This is a genomic window from Pseudomonas sp. HY2-MNA-CIBAN-0224 (assembly GCF_040310285.1).
Taxonomy (GTDB): Bacteria; Pseudomonadota; Gammaproteobacteria; order Pseudomonadales; family Pseudomonadaceae; genus Aquipseudomonas; species Aquipseudomonas helleri.
In genome coordinates this window covers 47553-68195 of record NZ_JBEOPQ010000024.1, presented here as the reverse complement: position 1 = coordinate 68195, position 20643 = coordinate 47553, and the positions used below count along the sequence as shown (strand labels likewise).

General features: G+C 57.2%; 16 protein-coding genes and 4 pseudogenes. 5 read left to right on the top strand and 15 right to left on the bottom strand.

Annotated features, from left to right (window positions below; translation table 11 throughout):
- Positions 1-230 (top strand): hypothetical protein (locus AAEZ03_RS13290; protein ID WP_350579226.1); only part of this gene is annotated, 230 nt, incomplete at its 5' end.
- Here AAEZ03_RS13290 and fic read toward each other — a convergent pair.
- Entirely contained in the window at positions 221-1342 is a 1122-nt protein-coding gene (gene fic, locus AAEZ03_RS13285; RefSeq protein ID WP_350579230.1) for a protein adenylyltransferase Fic, read from the bottom strand. The genes AAEZ03_RS13290 and fic overlap by 10 nt on opposite strands.
- 473 nt (positions 1343-1815) lie before the next feature.
- On the opposite strand from fic, the gene AAEZ03_RS13280 reads away from it, so the two are divergent.
- The 3 genes from AAEZ03_RS13280 to AAEZ03_RS13270 all read left to right on the top strand — a co-directional run bounded on the left by AAEZ03_RS13280 (position 1816) and on the right by AAEZ03_RS13270 (position 3720).
- Positions 1816-2088, top strand: a complete 273-nt coding sequence (locus tag AAEZ03_RS13280) for a CopG family ribbon-helix-helix protein (RefSeq protein WP_126589116.1) — start codon at positions 1816-1818, stop codon at positions 2086-2088.
- Complete coding sequence (locus AAEZ03_RS13275; protein WP_095039812.1) at positions 2076-2369, top strand: type II toxin-antitoxin system RelE/ParE family toxin; 294 nt, start codon at positions 2076-2078, stop codon at positions 2367-2369. The genes AAEZ03_RS13280 and AAEZ03_RS13275 overlap by 13 nt, the downstream gene beginning before the upstream one ends.
- Positions 2370-2751: 382 nt before the next feature.
- Complete coding sequence (locus tag AAEZ03_RS13270; RefSeq protein ID WP_126589115.1) at positions 2752-3720, top strand: inovirus-type Gp2 protein; 969 nt, start codon at positions 2752-2754, stop codon at positions 3718-3720.
- A gap of 292 nt (positions 3721-4012) precedes the next feature.
- Here AAEZ03_RS13270 and AAEZ03_RS13265 read toward each other — a convergent pair.
- The 8 genes and pseudogenes from AAEZ03_RS13265 to AAEZ03_RS13230 form a co-directional block, all read right to left on the bottom strand.
- Positions 4013-4324, bottom strand: a pseudogene (locus tag AAEZ03_RS13265) (PFL_4703 family integrating conjugative element protein); the annotation flags it as partial.
- Positions 4325-4326: 2 nt separating this feature from the next.
- Complete coding sequence (locus tag AAEZ03_RS13260; protein WP_025167823.1) at positions 4327-4701, bottom strand: TIGR03750 family conjugal transfer protein; 375 nt, start codon at positions 4699-4701, stop codon at positions 4327-4329.
- Positions 4702-4713: 12 nt separating this feature from the next.
- Positions 4714-5058, bottom strand: coding sequence for a TIGR03745 family integrating conjugative element membrane protein (locus tag AAEZ03_RS13255; RefSeq protein ID WP_126589113.1), 345 nt, complete (start codon positions 5056-5058; stop codon positions 4714-4716).
- 17 nt (positions 5059-5075) lie between these two features.
- Complete coding sequence (locus AAEZ03_RS13250; RefSeq protein ID WP_126589112.1) at positions 5076-5315, bottom strand: TIGR03758 family integrating conjugative element protein; 240 nt, start codon at positions 5313-5315, stop codon at positions 5076-5078.
- The gene (locus AAEZ03_RS13245; protein WP_126589111.1) at positions 5312-5668 is read right to left on the bottom strand and encodes an integrative conjugative element protein, RAQPRD family; all 357 of its coding nucleotides are present in this window, start codon (positions 5666-5668) and stop codon (positions 5312-5314) included. The genes AAEZ03_RS13250 and AAEZ03_RS13245 overlap by 4 nt, the downstream gene beginning before the upstream one ends.
- 112 nt (positions 5669-5780) lie before the next feature.
- Positions 5781-6092, bottom strand: a complete 312-nt coding sequence (locus AAEZ03_RS13240; protein WP_025167819.1) for a DUF4177 domain-containing protein — start codon at positions 6090-6092, stop codon at positions 5781-5783.
- 616 nt (positions 6093-6708) lie between these two features.
- On the bottom strand, positions 6709-7866 hold the full coding sequence (gene alkT, locus AAEZ03_RS13235) for a rubredoxin-NAD(+) reductase (RefSeq protein ID WP_126589108.1): 1158 nt from the start codon (positions 7864-7866) through the stop codon (positions 6709-6711).
- Between the two features lie 48 nt (positions 7867-7914).
- Positions 7915-10395, bottom strand: a complete 2481-nt coding sequence (locus AAEZ03_RS13230; protein WP_350579218.1) for a LuxR C-terminal-related transcriptional regulator — start codon at positions 10393-10395, stop codon at positions 7915-7917.
- Between the two features lie 403 nt (positions 10396-10798).
- Between AAEZ03_RS13230 and AAEZ03_RS13225 the strand changes: the two are divergent.
- Positions 10799-11889 (top strand): annotated as a pseudogene (locus AAEZ03_RS13225) (IS630 family transposase).
- 501 nt (positions 11890-12390) lie between these two features.
- Here the strand turns inward: AAEZ03_RS13225 and AAEZ03_RS29265 are convergent.
- The 6 genes and pseudogenes from AAEZ03_RS29265 to AAEZ03_RS13190 all read right to left on the bottom strand — a co-directional run.
- Positions 12391-13026, bottom strand: a pseudogene (locus AAEZ03_RS29265) (transposase); the annotation flags it as partial.
- Positions 13027-13290: 264 nt separating this feature from the next.
- Positions 13291-13446 (bottom strand): annotated as a pseudogene (locus AAEZ03_RS13210) (IS5/IS1182 family transposase); the annotation flags it as partial.
- Between the two features lie 63 nt (positions 13447-13509).
- Positions 13510-14964, bottom strand: coding sequence for an efflux transporter outer membrane subunit (locus tag AAEZ03_RS13205; protein ID WP_051394296.1), 1455 nt, complete (start codon positions 14962-14964; stop codon positions 13510-13512).
- A 172-nt stretch (positions 14965-15136) separates the two neighbouring features.
- Positions 15137-16216, bottom strand: coding sequence for a lipid A deacylase LpxR family protein (locus tag AAEZ03_RS13200; RefSeq protein ID WP_126589729.1), 1080 nt, complete (start codon positions 16214-16216; stop codon positions 15137-15139).
- Positions 16213-19539 carry an efflux RND transporter permease subunit gene (locus AAEZ03_RS13195; protein WP_025167810.1) on the bottom strand — a complete coding sequence of 1109 codons (3327 nt, stop codon included), beginning with the start codon at positions 19537-19539 and terminating at the stop codon, positions 16213-16215. The genes AAEZ03_RS13200 and AAEZ03_RS13195 overlap by 4 nt, the downstream gene beginning before the upstream one ends.
- A complete protein-coding gene (locus AAEZ03_RS13190) occupies positions 19536-20636 on the bottom strand; it encodes an efflux RND transporter periplasmic adaptor subunit (protein WP_150056066.1) in 1101 nt (366 codons plus the stop codon). Before AAEZ03_RS13190 ends, AAEZ03_RS13195 begins: the two co-directional genes overlap by 4 nt.
- Positions 20637-20643: the final 7 nt, after the last annotated feature.

Below are 20643 nucleotides of genomic sequence, written 5' to 3'. Positions count from 1 at the left end.
AGCTTGCCTCGCGATCTTTTGATCTTTTAAAAGATCGCGAGGCAAGCTCGCTCCTACAGGGTCAACCCCTCGCAGCCTCATTCTTCGGCAGCGACTACAGGTTTCAGCTGGTGTTCCAGATGGGGGCGGTGGTAATTACCAGCGCCTGTGCACGAAACACCTGGTTATCCCGGCAACGCACTTGCCACCGCGCAGCAATGAATTGCTCGCAAAAAATGTATCAACCATAGGGCGTGAAGTTGTTATCGTCGCGAGTCAGTAGGTGCATCAGCTTGGGGTGGATGAACAGCTTTTCTTTGCCAACTTGTACTTCTTGCAGGACGCCAATGGAGACCAACTCTTTGAGGTAGCGTGAGGCGGCTTGACGCTGGGCAATCTGTTTGTCGACAACATTGCTGATGCGGCAGTAGGGTTGTTCGAAAATAACGTCTACCAATTCGCGGGAATAGGTTTTCGGCAGTTGCGCCCGAACAAAGTGAGTAGTGTGCTCGGCAAGTCTGCGGATGGCGGCGATTTTGACGCAGGTCCAGCGCGCGGTCTCTTCTACGGCGCTGAGCATGTACAGCAGCCAGGGTTCCCATGCGTTGTCGCGGGTAACATCGAGCAGCAGTCGGTAGTAATTGGCTCTGTGCGCAATGATGTAACGACTGAGATAAAGAATCGGCAGATTCAGCAAGCCCTCCTGGATGAGGAATAGCGTGTTTAGCACTCGTCCGGTACGGCCATTGCCGTCGGTGAACGGGTGAATAGCCTCGAACTGATAATGACCGATCGCCATACGCACCAAAGGGTCCAGGTCAGTTTCGTTGTGTAGAAAGCGCTCCCAGTTGGCGAGCAGGTCCCGCAAACGATCTTCGCCTTCCGGTGGGGTGTAGATGATCTCGCCAGTGCGATCATTGGCCAGTTGAGTGCCTGGTACTCGGCGTATATCCATATTCATGCCCTTGAGCGTTCGGCATATTTCGACTGCCGTACCCGTACAGAGTGGACGATCGGCTAATGACTGGTAGCCATTGTGCAGAGCCTTTCTGTAGCGCAGAGCTTCCTTGGTGGCAGGGTCAGCCTGGTGTTCGCCATCTTGGGCATGCTGGAACAGCAGATCCGTCGTGGTGACGATACTTTCTATCTCCGAACTGTCTTTGGCTTCAAGCAGCGGGAGCGTGTTGATCAGCATCCTTTGGTTAGGAATCAGCTCAGCGGCTTGTTTTAACTCGGCCAAGGCAGTGCGAGCTTCGATGCAGCGTTTGAGAACTGCGCGGGTTTCCAGCTCAACTGTTGGCGGCAAGGTTGGCAACTGGTTATAGGGCCTGTCGGCTTGCCAATGTAACTGAGTTGAAGTCATGGCTGAGAGCTTGCTCACGGAGGAGTCCATTTAAGGCAGGACACCTCTGTTGAGCGCCCTTTTCATGTCGTCAGTGTAGACAGGTAAGCACTACGTGTCGCAATTTTTAACTTTTTGCGACATGTGTCGTTCACGTGTCGCTGACGACGACATGTTGGCCATACGTGTACTTGAAAGCTGTCTTTGGCGACGTGTCAGGTGCTGATTCGATTTGTTATCGCTGATGTGATGGCAGGTTTTTCAGGCAGGGGAATTTATTTCAGGCATTAAAAAGCCGGCTTGTGGGCGGCGTTTTTTATTGTCCAGTGTGTTGATTTATATGAATTTATTTTTTAGTTAAGTATCTATCCCCCCACTTGTCCCCCCATCCCAGTTCTGCGTCCAGTCGTCCGTCTTCTGAGCGTATGGACAGATGAACTTGGAGACTGATACCTTATCAAAAGGTAATACCTTTAGATAACGAGGGTTCGGCTATGGCCACTTCTATCAAAATTGATGACGAGCTGAAAAATCGCATTCAGCACCTAGCTGGTCTCCGTCAACGTTCGTCCCACTGGATTATGCGCGAAGCGATAGCGCAGTACGTCGAGCGCGAGGAAGCTCGCGAGAGCTTCAAGCAGGAAGCCTTGGCGTCGTGGGCAGCCTATCAGGAAACGGGGCGACATCTGACCGGCCAAGAGACTCGGACCTGGCTAAATACCTGGGGCACCGATGCTGAGGCGGAGCTTCCCAAGTGCCACGATTGATTATCACTGAAGGCGCTGCGCAAGGGCTGGAGCGTTGCCGTCAGTTTCTTGTCGAGAAAGGTCCGCAGGTAGCTCGGCGTGCTGCCCAGGCGATTGAGCGACAACTCGCTCGACTGGAAGAAGGTCCGGAAGTAGGTCGCCCATTCCCAGAACTGCCGGAACTGCGTGAGCTGATAATCGAGTTCGGTGATTCGGGTTATGTTGCGCTCTATCGGCATGAGCGGGCGGATGACGCTGTTTATGTACTGGCCTTTCGGCATCAGAAAGAAGTCGGTTACTGAGTATTTGTCCTTGCGACCACGGCGTCATAGCCCAAAGCATGGCTGGATAGGACTGATAATCATGCGCTATGACTAGCTTCGACTGGTAATGTCGCTTGTGCATTTAGAGGTCGGTTTCTCAGCTAACTCTCCCAAGAAGCGATGCGGAAAATCTCTCGATAGGCTTGGCAATCTTGCTCCCCATTGCCCTGTCTCGCCGAGATAGTCGGAAGTGAGTAAAGCTGCATCTATTGATATAGATAGCTATTAACTATCTATTCTACATTCCTAATAGCAACCATCATCGCTATCCCTCAGCATGGACTACCAGCAGAGGAAAAGGAGAACGGTTAAAAAATCCACATCACGTACTAGGTATGAGTCAATCAACCAGGTACCCACCATGAGCAATCGTAAGACCTACACCCACCTCTCCCAATCCGACATTGCCCTTCAAATTGAGTCACTCGTCCAAGCCATCGAGAAGTCCGAGACACCAGCATTCCGAATCACGCATAGCCGCTCAGGCTACGAGCGTCTCGAAGAGACCAGACTCTCCCGCTACTTCACATACATCCAGCAGATGATTGACCTATTTGATGAACGTGTTGAGTACAGCTATAGCGAGCACCTGCAAGCGTTCATGGAAGCCTTTCAGGACGTCGGCCTAGTGCGTGGTACTGAGGGGCCTGTCTGTCTAAATGAAAAGGGTACGGCTTACCTGGACCACCACCAAAGCATGAACGTCCTGGTGGCACGGATTCGTCAATTGACCCGTCAGCAACGTTATCAGCGTAGGCCTGGGGATCGTCGCTTTGAGGCCCGTAAGCAGGAGAGGGAGATCGTGGAGTACACGGATGCTGTAATGAGTCTTTACTCCCGCACCACGATAATCAGGCTGAATCTTTACTATCGCTCAGAGGCTCAGGCCAGGCTACGAGTTGAGCACGTCTTTGATGACATGCAGCAGTTAGTTATCGCGCATAAACGCAATCCGATCTTTGAACATCTTATCGGCTACATCTACTCGGTGGAGCAGGGTGACCGCAATGATGGTCAGGGCTCTCACATCCATGCTGCTTACTTCTTCAATGGCAACGTGGTCTGCCGGGATGTCTGGAAAGCCATCGAGATCGGGGGCTTGTGGGAAGACATTACGCGTGGTCAGGGCTACATGGAAAGCTGCAACCACGACAAGGATCGATATGGAGATAAGTGCGGCATTGGCCAGATCCAGAGGGGGGATCAAGCGATTCGACCTCATATCCACAGGGCTATGACGTACTTGGTAAAGGATGGTCAGCACCTGCGCCTGAAGCCGGAAGGGGCTCGATGCCTGCGTAAGGGTAATCTGAAAAGTCTCCGTTTCTGAGAAACGACTTTTCCAACAGAATCAGCCGGGAGCGGCCATTCGGATTCCAGCGGGTTATGTCAGAAGTATCGATGAAACCTGGATCTATTCACACCACTGAGGAACCCCAGGGAACTAGTGGGATTAGTACCAATTGGTCAGCGCTGCCCAGCGGATATGAGCATGATCATCCAGAAATCCGGAGATTATCGAGACACTTTCGGTAGGCATTTCCGAGTAATCAACAAGATTACCAATGTGCTGATTCCAGCTTTCTGGTGCGAAGCCAACACCCAGGATGATGGCGCTACGTTTTGCAGCTGGAGGTGAGATAGGCGTCCAGGCGGTAGATGTTGTCCTGGTAGTCGGTCTCGCCATCGGTCGGCCAGCGGTTCATCTGCTGGAAGATGTAAAGACCGAAGGCGTACACCGACTCCGGGGGGATGTCCCACCACTTTCGTGTGCTTCCAGAGCGCAAGTCTGGCGGAACATGAACCGTCAGTTCTCGTGGTGCGGACCACCAGCCATAGGCCAGGGCAAGACACACCACGGCCATTAGGCCCAGGCCGATGCGCAGACTGACGATGTGGGCGTATTGGGCATCCACTTTCTTGCGATAACTCATGCTCACTCCGTGCGATGACAGGTCCACGCACCGCTGCGCGTGATAAGGCCGGCGTTGCTCCAGGCCGGGGCGTACCGGGCAATCGCGAGCTGGACCTGGCGGTAGAACCAGGTGTCCGGGCGACCGCGCTTCAGGCGGCGCAGGATGCGGCTGGCAACGGTCAAGCCGAACACTCCACCGATAAGTGCTCCACCGATGATCAGTGCCCAGACCTGGGTCAGAATCGCTACGGGAATGCCCAGGGCGAAACCGACGCCCCCACTGAGAAACACCGTGGTCCACATTTCGTCGGCGGTGAGACCGCCCATCACCACCGGTTGGTTGTTCAGCCGTACCGGCAGGAAGCTCAACGTGCCGTCATCTAGAACGTCTGCCATGGCCAGTTCCTGTCAAAGAATGCCGGTGGCTTTGGTGACCAGGAAAATGCCGATCCCAAGGATGCCGACACCGACGGCCGCGGTGGAGCCGAGGTCTCGCCATTTTTTCTTGCCTTCGTGGATCTCGTGGTAGACACCGAAGGCGTGCCATGCCACGCCCAGGAACATGACACCCAGGACGATCAGACCGAGCAGCATGAAGCCGTCGAAGGCATAGTTCTGCATGGTCTGCGTCATGTTCGTGCCTTCGCCGCGGCTCGGGGCTTGAGCTTGAGGTAGGGCCGCCAGGGTGAGCTGGGGAAGCGCGAATGCTCCCAGGGTGAGGCAGCGGCTGAAGGCTTTCTTGAGCTTGAGCATGGTGAAACTCCGAAGGTTTAGCTGAGGACGAAGAGCGTGAGGATCATGCAGAGCACCAGGACGCGGATCGCCGTCGGCGCCGCGATGGAACGGTCGAGGTTGCCGGTGGCCCAGCCCCTGTAGGTGCTGTAGATGGCCCAGGCCCCCCACAGGAATGTGATCGCCACGGCGAATCCAACGAAGAGTGCGTAGCTAGCCGTAGGAGGAAAGCCGCCTGCGGCCTGAAAGGCTGAGGACTGCGCTGCGCTCATGCTCATGGCATGCGGCCTCCTGTGAGGGTGTAGTTGCCCGTCAGCTCGACGGGATCGCGGGGCTGAGCTCGGCTCGGAGTGAGATAGTCCTGGAGGCCTTGGCGGACGCGCTGGATGTCTAACGCCAGGCGCTGGTAGTCGAAGAAGTAGCGTTGGCCAGGCTCCTCTGCGACCCGTGCGCTACGCCTTGCCGTGTCTTCCAGGGCATTGAGCTGCCGGATCATGACCTCGAGGTTGGCCTGTTCGGATGCGTTGGCCGCAACGGCATCAGATGCCGCCAGACCACAGCAGATCAGTGCGGCGAGGATGTAGCGGACGAAGCGGCGATGATGTGCAGCGAGGATCTGGTGCTGGTTCACGGCTGGACTCTGGCAGATCGGATGGTGCCAGCTTGCCGACTTCCCCCCTATGCCTGCCGCAAGAAATCCATACTCGGATGGCGATGGATTTTTCCGCGGCCAACTGAAGGCCTCAGCCGCTACGCAGCGGTCGCTTGAAGAACAGGAGATACCCAGTCGGCAGGGCGATGCCGTATGCCCAGCCCTGGGCGTTCTGGTTGCCGACCTTGATCTCTCCGCGTACCACCGACTGGACGCTGACCAGCTCCCAGCCGTCTCGGCCGAGCCGAGACAGCAGTTCTTGGCGCTGCGGATCCTGCAGATAGGCTTGGATGTCCGGCTCGGTCGTAGGCTCCTCGGACTTGAAGATCAGGAAGCTTCTGGTCTGGAGGCGATAGAGCAGAGGGGTGAACTCGGTGCGGTACTCGAAGGCTTGGTGGCTCATGGCGGCTCCTTGGTAGGCGTGAGCTGTCAGGCTTTCAGTGGGACAAGATCTGAGGCAATCGGAAATAGTTGGCCGCTACTGCACCGATTTTCGAAGGGCGGCTACCTGCGCTCGTGCGTTGCTCGTTAGCGCTTAGGCAGTACGCGGCCAAAAGCTGCCTGTTGGAACCACTCCAATGGTCACGCTACGGTCGCCTCGCCGACCTCTACATACCTAAACCCAGAAATGCACATCCGTACCCTGAGGGCCGGGGGACCGCTTCGCGTCACATACCCGAGGCAGGAGCCGTATGCGGTAGTTCCGCACGTACGGATCTGTGCGGGGGGCGGCAGGTAACTGCCGTCCCTACCGCGACCTGAGCATCCACCGCGAGCTGCGCCGCAAGGGTGTCACCTTGCAACTGCTGTGGGAGGAATATCTCGCCGCGCATGCGGGGCATGCCGACCTACCGCTACACCCAGTTCGTCGAGCACTACCGACGCTACGCCCAGACGCTTACCGATTTAACCGGGGGGACGCTTCGATCTGAGTACGCGGCATTCGTGTCTACTAATCGCCGCCACTACCTGCCCCCCTCACAACACTTGCGGTTGGTTCGAGTGGCTGAGCATCATTGCTAATCAGGTAATTTTATACTCCCTCCAAGCGCACCTTGACGTTTAGGCCGATTTATTGTCTCAGTTGCAATCAGTCGCTCCTGCTTGTACGCAAGGACTTCTAGTTCAACAGTTTCGTTATTAATTGCAACAACGAGTTTATCGTAGTCCTTTAGAGCACCAAGTCCTTGCAGCGTCATCCCTTTAAGATCAGACCAGAACCGTGGTGGGGTTGGTGCTGGCGTTGACGTGCCACAGATGCTGCTTGCGACAATTTGAGCTTGTGTAACCGCATTATGAATTGTTTCTAAACGTACCATCGTTCCAAAAAAAAGATTCCTAGCCAGTGCGCAGTCGCCGATCGCATATATACTGGTATCCGATGTACGCATCTGATCATCGACCACAACGCCATTACTCACTTCAAGGGCCGCCTCAGTTGCCAGCTCTAGCTCAGGGATAGCACCGATTCCAACTATAATCAGATCCGCCTGAATTTCTTCTCCACTTTCAAGTACGCATTGATCAACATGGCCATTCCTGCCCTTTATGGACGTTAATTTCGCATTCAGCTTGAACCCAACTCCTTCAGCCTCCAGGCGGGCTCTGACTAAGTTGGCTGCTGCCGGCGTAACCACGCGCGCCATTACACGCGGGGCGGCTTCTATCACTGTGACCCTCCTCCCTATGCCCACCGCAGCTGAGGCGACTTCAAGCCCGATCACTCCGCCGCCCAACACAACAACAGACGCACTCTCCACAAGTTTCCTACGTAAATTTTTGGCGTCTTCCATACTGCGTAAATAGCAGACTCCAGACAGCTCAGATCCCTCGCAGGTTAATCTACGCGCGCTAGCACCTGTTGCAAGAATCAATTTTTCATACGCGTACTCTTCTCCGTCTTTAGCAGCAACTACCTTACGCCCCACGTCAATTGATACAATCTGTGTATTTAACGAAATGCTAATATTATTATTCGTATAAAAACTTTCTGGCTTTAGTGGTATTGCGGATTCTGCAGTCTCACTTGTCAGAAAAGACTTGGATAGGGGAGGCCGCTGATAAGGTACCACAGACTCCCTGCTCAAAAGTCTAATGCCCCCTTTATAACCATATTGACGAAGCCAGAACGCAGCATTTACTCCAGCTGTACCAGCGCCAACAATAACAATTGCCATAATATTCTCTCTGATATATTTTCACTATATTGCTTAATGCCGATCACCTCAGATAACACCCTGACGTTCGGCTTCACTTATTGCTTGCGTGCGACTCTTTACATTAAGGATGGTAAATATTTTCCTCATATGCCACTTTATAGCATCTTCGGTGACATACATCTTTGTTGCTATTTGTTTGTTTGAGCACCCCTCTTTTACAAGTTTCAAGATACTGACCTGCTTCAGTGTCAAAAAATCACCAGCTTTATTTTCTGCGGATTTTCTAATCTCCACCATTTGCGGCAGACTAAAAGCTCCAATCGCTTGATCTAAATTAACTGCTGCGAAGACTTCACATGAAGTCGGTATTAACCTCTTAATCAAACGTATTTCATCCAGCACTGTTTGAAAGCATTGAAGCTGTTTTGCCATCTCCAATGCATAAGCAATGTTATGCTGAGCCTTCTTTAATGTGCCGCCACCTGCTTGCGCTCCGGCTAAATACAATAAGCCACGGACTTCCAATTGGCCTGCGCTAATTTTACGGGCTTGCTGAATAGCCAATAGCGCTCTGTGCGCGGCAAGATGAAAGTTCTGATCTCGGGAAAGCGCGAGTGATTGAACAAGCAGCAGGCGTGCCTTTAGGGGGGCTGAGTGCGGTCCGGAGAAAATCTTGCGATCTTCAAAAGCTTGTAACGTATTTATGTACGTTACGCCTTGAAAGAGCAGGCGTTGATAGATCTCAATTTGGCTCATAACTTCCAATCTTGGTAGATTTTTTTCAGCCGCATGTGCCTTCGCCCACTCCAAAATCTCAATGGAACCATTCAGGTCATTCCTTCCAAGCCGCCAAGCTGACACAACACGGCATACGGAAAAAAACACGTCTGTCACCCCGTGATTGGCAATAAACTCTAAAATTTCGGAGAATTTTTCTTCTGAGGTGTCCAAGCGGCACAATTCATAATTTGACTCAAGCTCTAGAGCGTCCAGCATTTTCGAAGTAAACGCGGTCTCCATAATCTGCGCGCCACTGTCTGTGCGTGCTTGAGTTATAAGCTGCCTGGCCCAGCTCATTTTCCCGCTTGCTAGCGCTTGTTGAAGCTTGGCGACATACAGCCAACCGAAAGCAAAATCTTGTTTTGCAAATTTATTCACGGCTTGGGCCTGAGTCAGCACCTTCTCTAACTCTGCAAATCTATACTCACTGGCAAAAATAAAAGCCAAGCAGGTTAGCGCGGCCCCTTTTCCAACTGCGTTTGAATCCCCAAATAAACTAATCCACTTATTACAGAGCTCCTCACTTAAAAGCATTTCATCATTCGTTGCTTTACCTATTGCAAACACAAGCTGCGGCCATCCTTTTTCTTGCCATTTGTTTTTTTTTATCGGGTGGGGTATAATTAGGTCTTTAAGTAACTTCTCTTCTGCTCGCGCGCTTTGCTGACTGAAATACAATACCCACGCGTAACTAATAAGTACTATGGGGTTCTTGTGCAAGTCCTTCACTGGCAGCTCCGACAGCCAGTGTCTCAGCGTATCTATTTCGCCCTGACGAAATGACAAATCTAAAATTATTCCCTCACTCATGCCGACAACCCAGCGACAGTCATTCGCCCGTAGGGCTATTCGTATTGCGTACTGGTATTCGCCTCTACGCCAATGCCAGAAAGCAGCGCGCTTAAGCAAGTAGGATCTTTTAGCAGGATTTTCAGCCCAAGTAATTCCTTGAAGAAAATCACGCAATACTGGATGTAGTGTAAACTGCGCCGGCTCACTTTCTACATGGCGAAGCAACATGTAATTCGTGCTCAGATATTTAATACATGAGGCCGCATTGACGCATTTGAATACATAATTGTAGCCATCAGGCGTCACGACATCGAGCAATGAAGAATTTACAAGAAAAACACGATACCGCTCGGGAAGCGCCTCAAATATTTCATCATTAAAGTAATTACCTATTTCAACTACTGTTGAAATAGACTTGGCCGGCAACTCACATTTTAACAAAAACCCTATAAGAGCAGGCCACCCCTCCACTTCTTGCACCAAGGCCTCTATCTGTACCTCAGAAACTCCAAGAACAGCCTCTGCCTCCGCTAATGCCACTGCCTCGTCTGCGCTAAAGGCCAAATCTTTCTCGGTGTGCTCCTGCATAGCGCCTGCAAGTTTAAGCCGCGAGAACCCTTTTATTGTATTACCTGCGACTGCAAACCTGATACTTTTTGGTGTTTCTAACATGAACTCCATAAGCGCGTGCAACAACGGCAAGCCCAAACCCTGATTAATATTATCCAAACAAATTAGCGTTTCTATCTCGTTACTCGAGGTACTCTGCCAAAGACTGGATGCAAGGTCTCGCAAGAGCGTAGGCTTGCTCACACCCTCCCTCGCATGGCTGAATTTTACCAGTTCGAAAGCTTCAAGCTGCTCAATAATCTCTGCGCAGATATCAAATTCACTGTAAGAACTGGCTCTTAAAGAAATCCACACTGCAGGACGTCCGGTTGTTCTGTGGCGTAGCCACTCGAACGCAAGAGCCACGGTTTTTCCATATCCAGGCGGGGCTCTGTAAAGGCATACTCTGGGCGCAGTTCCATCCGCGATACTCAATCTGGGCCGATATATGCAGTTATGGACTTTGGCACTTACTAGAGTTGTAATTCGATCCAGCCCGATCTTGGCAACCGGGAAATCATTATTTATTATTTTTATTTTCATTATGCTATTCTCGCGCCAGCTAACTGGAGATTCTCACCATAGGTTACGGTGTTAAATATTTAAACTACACTTAAGTGTAGTCGATATGATCGGTGGTGCAAAATGCTGCCTCTTAGTCGGGTAGCCCCTAGGCCACTGCTGGCTTAGTTGGCTGTCCGTAAAGTTCGTTTATCGATAGGGGGATAACAAATATACTGTGCATCCCTCCTTTTTCGGCGTGTGTAGCATGGCTCGACCAGCGGCTTCTTTTTGTTTAAAACCCACTGATGTTGAGACGCTGCAAAGCTGGTTATGCATGGGAACTCTGCCGCAAAACCTTGGGCAACGTGCCCGAATTCTGTTGCTGCTGGCCAGCGGTCTCACGCCCAAGCAGGTGAGTGATCGGTTGGAAGTTTCGGCACCTGTCGTATTCAAATGGCGCAAGCGCTATCAGGAAGCTGGCCTCGTTGGGCTGAGCGATCTCCCGCGTAGCGGACATCCACGCAAGCTCGACGAGGCGAAGATTAAGGAAATCCTCACCCTGACGACCCAGCGTGTACCGCGTGAGGCGACTCACTGGAGCCTGCGCCTGATGGCCAAATACGTGGGCGTTACCGTCTGGCAAGTCGCCCAGGTATGGGCCGCTGCCGACCTCAAGCCCCACCGGCTGAAAACCTTCAAGATCAGCAACGACCCACACTTTGCTGGCAAAGTGGTCGATGTGGTTGGGCTGTACCTGAACCCGCCTGACAATGCGATGGTGCTGTCAGTGGACGAGAAAACCCAGATCCAGGTGCTGGATCGCACCCAGCCCATGCTGCCGCTCAAGCCGGGTCAGATCGAACGCAGGACGCATGACTACAAGCGTCACGGTACGGCCAGTTTGTATGCCGCCTTCGACATCCTGACGGGCCAGGTCATTGGTCGCATCACCCAACGACACAGGGCCAAAGAGTTCCTTGAATTCTTGCGACAGATCGACCGCGCGACGCCTGCCGAGCTGGATCTGCATTTGATTCTGGACAACAGCTCGACTCACAAGACAGCCGCCGTCAAGGCGTGGCTGGAGAAGCATCCCCGCTTCAAGCTGCACTTCACGCCGACCAGCGCCTCATGGTTGAACGCCGTTGAGGGTTGGTTTGCTCAATTGGAAGGCGGGCGCTGTATCGCGATGCGTTCAGCAGCGTGGCTGATCTGAAAGCGGCAATTCGCCGTTTTATCGAGGCCCATAATGAACATTCAGCCAAGCCATTTCGCTGGAACAAAACGGCTGAATCCATCATCAACTCTGTTAGTCGCGCAAAGCTCACCGCAATCAAGAATAAGTTATTGAACTAACCAAACAGTCCGCTAGGGCCCCCTAAGAACTGTACGTGCGACTTTCACCGCATACGGCTCAATCCGTTGTAAGCCCGATCAAGAGCCGATCTATCTGCCTTGATTCCTTCTGGGTACAGATGGATCTTCACAATCCGCTCTGAGCTGGCCAGTTTCCGCTATACGGACTCAGGTCGCGGACATGGGGAACCCATGCTCTTGCGCGCTGACCTGCACCCTTTCAGGCCCAACCTAATCTTCGCTCATGTGTTCAACGACCACGCAGAAGTCAGCCCGGTTTCCCGTAGAGTAATGTTCCAACCCCTTTCCGAGCCATTACAGCCCGGCATTCGCTTTCTCTACGGAAGGTCTGAAGTAGTCGCGATTTTCATGGTGTTTTTCTCAACGACTCGAAAAAACAACGTCTCAATCGAAAAACGGATCATTTTCCACCTTCAAATGCATAGTTTTGCGCCTTGAGGGGGGAATCCCCCCATTTTTAGCACTCGCCAAAAGTAGAGGTCAGGCCGCGCGGGCCAACTTCTGTTTGGGGGTGATACCTCCCTGGGCCATGTTTGGCCGTTCGTGATTGTATGTCCACATCCAGCGAGTTGCATGTTCCTGCACCTCGGTGATCGACTCGAACAAATAATGCCCCAGCCAGTCGTAACGCACCGTGCGATTGTAGCGCTCGACGTAGGCGTTCTGCTGTGGATTTCCTGGCTGGATGTACTCCAGGCGAACGCCGCGCTTTTCCGCCCACAGAACAAGCTTACTGCTGATGTACTCCGGGCCGTTGTCACTACGGATGGTCTGTGGTTTCACACTCTTGCGAGCCGGAGTGATGAGTAGCTTGCCGGTGTACTTGCGTACGTTCTGGCCCAGAAAATCGAAGCCTTGCGAGATATGCGTTATCTGAGTCTTTTCATCAGAGAGTTCCAAACCTCGCTCTTTCAGGAACGCCTCAATTGCAGGACGAACCTGATGTTGCAAAACAGCTTTCGTGGCCCCTGTGATGATGAAGTCATCGGCATATCGTACGACGTGTATCTTGAATGGCTTACGCTTGCGCTCTGTCGAAGCCACGCTTGCATGGACGACATCTTCCAGGCCATCCAGCGTCCAATTCGCAAGTGCCGGAGAGATAACGCCTCTCTGGTTGAATCGCTCCCTTGGCATCGCAATGACAGATTTCCATGTTCCGTACATGTGCCTGAATGATCGTCACGCCACCTCTATGCCGGATACCGCCAGACCAGAACCCAGGCGCCCGTCTGACTTGTCCCAGAGCGTTGTCGAGTCTCTGGTTTCGATATCGTCTGCAATTATCGACACTTCTTCGATGGTTCACTTACGTTCGTCTCAATCACTCATACCTGACTGACTCTTGGTCAGCCTTTTCCCGTGGCGCTCACCACACACGCTCTTTACGTATGCAGCCCAGGGTGGTTTCACATAACCGAACTGGCGCTTGATCACTCTGAATGGGTGTTCAACCTTTGCCTTTGCCTTCTCGATCTTGCACTTGGCTTTATATAGAGCGCTACGCTTGCCCAGTTTCTTGTAGGTGCCACGGCGAGTACGACGATGAATGCGATGAGACGGTGGCTTGAGGAAAGACATTTGTGCCATTGCGCAGCCTTACTCTTGATGGGGGAGCCTGGTGGTCAGGGAGGGATTCGACGGACTGCCGGCAGTACTCTCGACAGTACGGTCGAAACCGGCGCCACCGCCGAGCGCGGCATACAGGGCCACCTGGCTGGCCAGCAGCTGTCGGCGCACCTGAACGAGTTGTTGCTGTGCCTCCAGCTGGTTGCGCTGCGCGTCCAGGACTTCAAGATAGGCGGCGGCACCGCTCTCATAGCGCAACTGCGCCAGCCGGGCGCGCCGGTCCTGCACATCGCGGGCCTGGCGCAGTTGCTCGACCAACTGCGCCAGCGCCTGGCGAGCGGAGAGCGCATCGGCCACTTCGCGGAAGGCGTTCTGAATGGTCTTCTCGTAGCTGGCCACGGCGATGTCGCTGCGCACCTCGGCCAAGTCCAGCGCAGCGCGGCGTCGCCCGCCATCGAAGATCGGCAGGGAGATCGTGGGTGCGAACACCCAGGTGCGGCTGCCGGACTCGAAAAGACCGGCGAGTTCGGCGCTCAATGTGCCGAAATTTCCTGTCAGCGCAATGCGCGGGAAGAAGGCAGCCCGAGCCGCACGGATGTTGGCGTTGGCGGCGGCGAGCTGGCGCTCGGCCGCGATGATGTCGGGGCGGGCCGTCAGCAGGTCGGAGGGCAGGCCAGCATCCAGCGCGGCGAAGATGGCCTCGTCGCGCAGCGCAGGCTCGGCGATGGTTAGCTGCTCGATGGACGCGCCCACCAGTTGGGTCAGCGCATGGGCCTGCGCCGCACGGGCCTGCTGAAGCTGCGTGCCCAGCGTGCGGGCCTGGATCAGCAACGTTTCGACCTGGGTCAGCTCCAGGTCGGAGGTCGACCCCATCTCGTTGCGGCGGCGGAAAATGCGGTAGGACTCCTCGCGGCTGGCAATGGTCTGATTCGCCAGCGCGATGCGCTCATCGTAGTCGCGCTGGCTCAGGTAGGCTTGCGCGACGGCTGTGATCACGCTGGCCCTTACGGCGCGTTGTGCATGGTCGGTCGCCAGGTAGTTCTGCAGTGCGGCCTCATTGAGGCTACGCACCCGGCCCCACAGGTCGAGTTCCCAACTGGTCAGGCCGACCGCTAGGCCAGCCACCTCATGGATGGCAGGTTCTCCGGTCAGAATCAGATCGTCCGGCACGCGTGCGCGAGCCCCCACGCCGGTCAGACCGATCATCGGGAACTGCTCGGACCGCTGGATACCGTGGGCGGCACGCGCTTCCTCGACACGCAGCAGCGCCAGGCGTAGGTCGCGGTTGTTCGCGAGCGCCTTCTCGATCAGCGCGCGCAGTTGCTCGTCGACTACGTAGTCGCGCCATGGCGACTCCACAGGGCGGATGCCTTGTCTCTCGGCAGGCAGGGCATTGGCAGGCCAGTGGGTGGCCACCGGCAACTCCTCGGGCACTGCGCGGATGTTCAGGGTGGGCGCGCAGCCCGCGACGGCCATTGCCGCCATCACGCATCCCAGATGCCACACGGCACGCTTCAGGAGGGGGAAAACTTCAGCCCTGTGCTTTGCGGCAAAGGCCGGCCCTCCGAGCCTGCCCGATCCAATTACCGTACTCCGCATGAGAGATTCCTTACGTTATGAATGACCAACCAATAACGATCTGCGCAGCCCATGCAGATCAAAACCTGCGGTTGATGGTGAAACTGCCGTAGACGGGCAACTCCTTCTGCTCGCGGAACTCCCGCGTGCGTAGGTGGTGCGCGAACGCAAACTTCCAGTCGCCACGGGTCACCGCGATGCCCTGGCCGACGTCGGCCACGGAGGAGCGCTTGTCGACGCTATGGCTGTTCTTCCAGGTGTTGCCATCGAGCGTGAGGTCGTAGAGCACCCAACGGACGTCGGCGGCGACGAAGAAATGTCCGGCCCAGCCGCGGTACGTGTTGCCGGAGACCGGCGGTGCGGTGTTCTCTCCTGCCGGGCGCAGTGGCGAACTGCCGAAGTCGTCGGGCAGCCGCCAACCGATACGCCACTCGGCGCCGAAGTTGGCATGGGTGCCGAAGTTGCCCAGCGCGCCGCCCCAGTGAGTGATCATGTCCTGCGACAGACCGCTACCACGTGCGAAAGGCACCGGCGGCAGATCGTGGCGGCGCATGCGCTCATGCAGGAGCTGGAACACGGGCTCATCACGCAACTGGTGATCCCAGCCATTGAAGTGAGGGCTGCCGATCACCTTGTGCACGCTGCTCTGTACCTCATTGCCGCGTGCGGAGGGTCCCACCATGCCCAGCCGCAACTGGTTGGTTGTCAGGTGATCGCCCTTGCGGGCGTTGTAGCCCACACTGAACAACAACACCGCAGCGTACGGGCGATCGTCTGGAGTCAGCTCCGAAGGTCCGTGATCTTCCGGGGTGAACAGGCCTTGCCCGAAGCTGGCAATCATGTTGATCTGGTCGAAGTCGTCGACCTGCAGCCATGTCAGGCCACGGTTGATCCACCTGGCGGCTGTCGGCAGGAAGGGGTCGTCCAGGTAATCGAGCAGGTTGGGCGACACCAGCGTCACCAGCAGGCCGTTGGTATAACCCTGATCCTGGGATCTGCCGCCGAACAGGTCGTTGTCCACGCGCAGACTCACAGTCGGCCGGCTGATCTGATCCAGCACCGACTGGCATTCCGACGCCATGGCTTCGGTCGCCAACAGCGCGGCAGCGCACAGCGTTGCCCCCAGCCAGGCAGTCCGACGGAAAACTGCATGATTCATTGGGTGTTCTCCTTATCGACGGCCAGGCCTGCTTGCGGCGTAAGCCCTTCACGGCGTAACGCGTCGAGGTAATAGAGGGTGGGCACAACGAAGACGGTAAGCACCGTGGAGGCCAGCGTGCCGAAGATCAGCGAGATCGCCAGCCCGCCGAACACAGGGTCGGGCACCATGATGGCCGAGCCGAGGATGATGGCCAGCATGGTCAGCAGGATGGGCCGCAGCCGCACCGCACCGGCCTGACGCACGGCTTCTGCCAGCGGCATGCCCTGCTTGAGGTTGTCCTGGATGAAGTCGATGATCAGCAGCGAGTTGCGCACCACCACGCCCGAAAGCGCGATGATCCCGACTATTGAGGTGGCTGAAAAATCCGTGTCCAGCAGCCAGTGCCCGGGCAGGATGCCGATCGCTCCCAGCGGCACCGCGGCCATCGCGATCAGCGGGATCAGGAAGGAACGGTAGTAGGCCACCAGCAGCACGTAGACCGCCGCCAGCGCCGCGCCGAGGGCGGCGAGCATGTCGCGGTAGATGTTCAGCGTCAGCCGCATCTCGCCGTCCCACAGCAACTGGTAGCCGTCGATGGTGTCGGGCACAGTCTCGCGCAGACCGAGATTGCCGATCGCTAGCGGCTGCCCGTCAGGTGCGCGCATCCCTGACAGTCGCTGCGTCAGATCGAGCACGGCATAGGTGGGCACGCTGCGCGCCAATTCGCCGCCGATGAAGATGACCGGTTCGTTGTCCTTTCGCAGGATCGGCCGATCGGCCTCGGCGGGCACGCGCCGCACTATTTCAGCCAGTGGAATCTGCCGGCCTTCGGCATTGGGCACGTACAGCCCTTCAAGCCGTGCCGGATCGGGCTGTGCGGCGCGTGGTACGTAGGCGCGGATGGACACCGGATTGCGTTCGCCGTCCAGGTGCGCGCGGCCGACCACTCGGCCGCCGTAGGCAATGTCCAGCACCTCGGCGATCTGCGCGGTCGAGACGCCCGACAGCGCGGCCTTCTCGCGGTCGGGCACCAGCCGCCACTGCGGCATATCGGTCGGCTCGCTGTTGCTGATGTCCACCATGTCATAGGTCTGGACAAATTCAGCCTCGACCTGACGCGAGAGTTGCCGCAACACCTCCAGATCGGTGCCGTAGAGCTCCGCCAGCACCGTGGCGCGCACCGGCGGGCCGGGAGGGTCCTCGACCAGGCGAATGCGCGCGCCGGGATGACGGGCGCGGATCGCCTCGATGTCCGGGCGCAATGCGTGGACGATGTCGATGGAACTCTCGGAGCGGTTGTGCTTGTCAGTCAGGTTGACGCGGATCTCGGCAATGTGCTCGCCGGTCAGCAAGGAGGTGCCCTGAATCAGGCCGTTGAAGTCTGTTACTCCGGTTCGGCCGACCCAGCTCTGGTAGTTCGTCACCTGAGGAAGCCGGGCCAGTACCCGGCCGATTTCTCGCACCAGTCGGTCGGTTTCCTCCACCGGGCTGGCCTGCGCGGCCTGAAGCACGATGCTGAAGGTGTTCTTGTTGTCCTTGGGCAGAAAGCCCAGCGCCACGCCCAGATAGGGTGCCGGCCCGCCAATGCCGGCCGGTCGCACGAACTGCCAGCCGCCCTGGGCCAGCGACAGCCCCATCGCTACCGCAATGCCGATCGCCAGCCAGCGGCGCACCCGCGGGCGCTCTTGCAGCGGGATGAAAAACTTCAGATAGGTACGTTGTAGCCAGTCCGGCCTGGACTCGTGGTGGTCATCACCTTGCGCATTACCAGCCACGGCCGTGCCGGCAGGTTGGGGCCGCTTGAGCCAGCGGTTGGCTGCCCACGGCGTGATGATGTAGGCCACCATGATCGACGCCAGCATCGCCACCGGCACGTTGAAGGCCAGCGGATAGAAATAGTCTCCGGCCATGCCGGTTATCAGCAACAACGAGAGGAACACCAGCATGATGGCGAAGGTGGCCAGGTTGGTGGCGTTGCCAATCTCGTTGGTCGCAAGGACGGTGACTTCTTCCTTCGAGCCGGGCGTTCGGGCGTGGTGGTAGTGACGATGGATGTTCTCGATCACCACGATCGCGGCATCGACCAGCAGACCAAGCGCCAGGATCAGAGCAAACAGCGTGATGCGGTTGATGGTCACGCCGCCAAGCAGGTCGACGGCCAGCGTGATCGAGAAGATGACCGGCACCGTCACCGAGACGATCAGCGCCTCGCGCCAGCCCAGGAACAGCAGCATCACAAAGCTGACCGTGACCAGTGCGATTATGATGTGTTCCATCAGGCCATTTACGGCATCCTCAGCCTTCTGACCGTCGTCGCGCGTCACCACTACGTGCACCGCCTGCGGAATGAAGCTGGCCTGCATGCGCTGCACCCGGTCTTTCACTGCGCGCGCGACTGCGACGGCGCTTTCGCCTTTCTTCTTGGCCACGGCGATGGTTACCGCCGGCATTTCGCCGATGGCTTCTTCGGCGCGCGCATCGCCAGGGCCGAAGGCAAACCGGCTGAGTTGCGTGATCTCCTCATTTGAGCCGTCGGTGACGGTGGCGACGTCGCCGAGCTTGATCGGCTGCCCGTCGTGCACACTGACGACCAGGTTGCGGATTGCCCTGGCCGAGTCCAGGTCACCGGCAAAGCGCAGTTCGTGTGTCTCGTTGCCGGAGACCGGTCCGTTCAGCGTCAGCGCGGAATTGGCCGCCGTAAGCGCCGCCTGTGCGGTCGCCAGCGAAATCGCGAAGGCCTGCATCCGCACTGGATCGAGCGCCACGCCGATCTCGCGGTCGCGACCGCCGTACACCGTAACCCCGGCTGCGCCGGGCGTGCTACGCAAGCGCTCGGCCACCGCGTCAGCCAGGCGCTTGAGGCCGTGGTCGTCGTAGGCGTCGGATGCCAATGTGACGGTGACGATGGGCACATCATCGGCATCCACGGCCTGGATCAGCGGAACGCCCGCATCCATCGGCAGGCGAGCGCGGCTGGTAATCACCCGGTTGTAAAGCTTGACCAGCGAATCCTCCGGCGGCTCGCCGACTTTGAACTGCACCTGCACCGTGCCCAGGCCCGGACTGGCGTTGCCGTAGCTGTGGTCGACGCCGGTCATCTCGCTGAGGATGCCTTGCAGTGGCGAAACCACCAGCCGATCCACTTCCTCAGCGGTGGCACCCGGCAGTGCGACGACCACCACGGCACCGGGCACGACGATCTGCGGGTTCTCCTCGCGAGGATTCAAGAGCACGGCCAGAGCGCCGAGGGCCAGTGCGCCGAGCACGAACACGATGGTCAGCTTGGACGTGATGAAGCTGCGCGCGAGCCGGCCGGCGAGGTTCAGGGATGACCCGCTCATTGAGCGGGCACCACTGGCACCAGGTGGGCGCCGTCGCGGACCGATGGATCGATCCGAGCCAGCACTTGTTCGCCCGCGGCCAGTCCGCTGGTGACCAGCACCTGGTCTCCGAACCGCTCGGTCAGGCGCAGCCAGCGAAACGCCAGCCGTTCGTCTTTGCCGACCACGAATACGCCGGTCAGCCCGCCTTGTTCGGTGAGCGCCGCGGCGGGGATCGTCACCGCCGTTGCGCTGTGCGCGCTATTGGCAGGCAGGCGCACGCGACCGAACATGCCGGCCAGCAGCGCGCTGTCCGGAGGCAGGCTGATCTCGACCGTGTAGCGCCGGGTTGCCGGATCGGCCGACGGCACGATGGCGCGCACCGTGCCCGTGACAGGCTGATCCTCACGCTCGTCGATCAGCACCGGCACTGTGGCGCCGGAAGCGAAGGCATGCAGGCTGGCCTGTGGCGCAGAGAAGCGGAACAGCAACTGGTCGCGCCCCTCCACGGTCAGCAGCAATACGCCCGGCTGCACGATGTCGCCGTCGCGCACGTGGCGCGTGATGATGGCACCATCGATCGGGCTGGTCACGCGCTGGTCGCGCCGGTTGGCTTCGGCGATCGCCATCGCAGCGCGTGCCTGCTCGACAGCAGCCGCCACGACCTGGGCGCGCAACTGATCCTGCTCAAGATCCGTTCGGGAAACCCCGCCGGCACGCGCCAGCGGTTCGTTGCGAGCGACATCGGCATCGGCCTGGCGCTGTTGTGCCTGTGCAGCATGCAACGCCGCGCGCGCCTGCTGCACGGCACCCTCGGCCTGTTGCGCATCGATCGTCACCAGAACCTGGCCGGCCCTTACCGGCTGGCCTTCATGCAGCCCGGGGGCCCGTACTGTGCCTGCCGTGCGGGCAGCTAGCTGTACCCTCTCGTCGGCCACGACCGTGCCGCTGGCCAGGTCACCGAGGGCCACCTCGGCTTTGCTGGCGGTGACCACGGGCAGCGCCACCGACGGTGGCTCCACCGGTGCGACGTGCTCTGCACCGCCACAGGCGGCGAGCGTGAGCGCTGTAATGAGTACCGCCAGTTTATGGAGCAGCATTGGGACGAGTGGGGTCATATCGCAT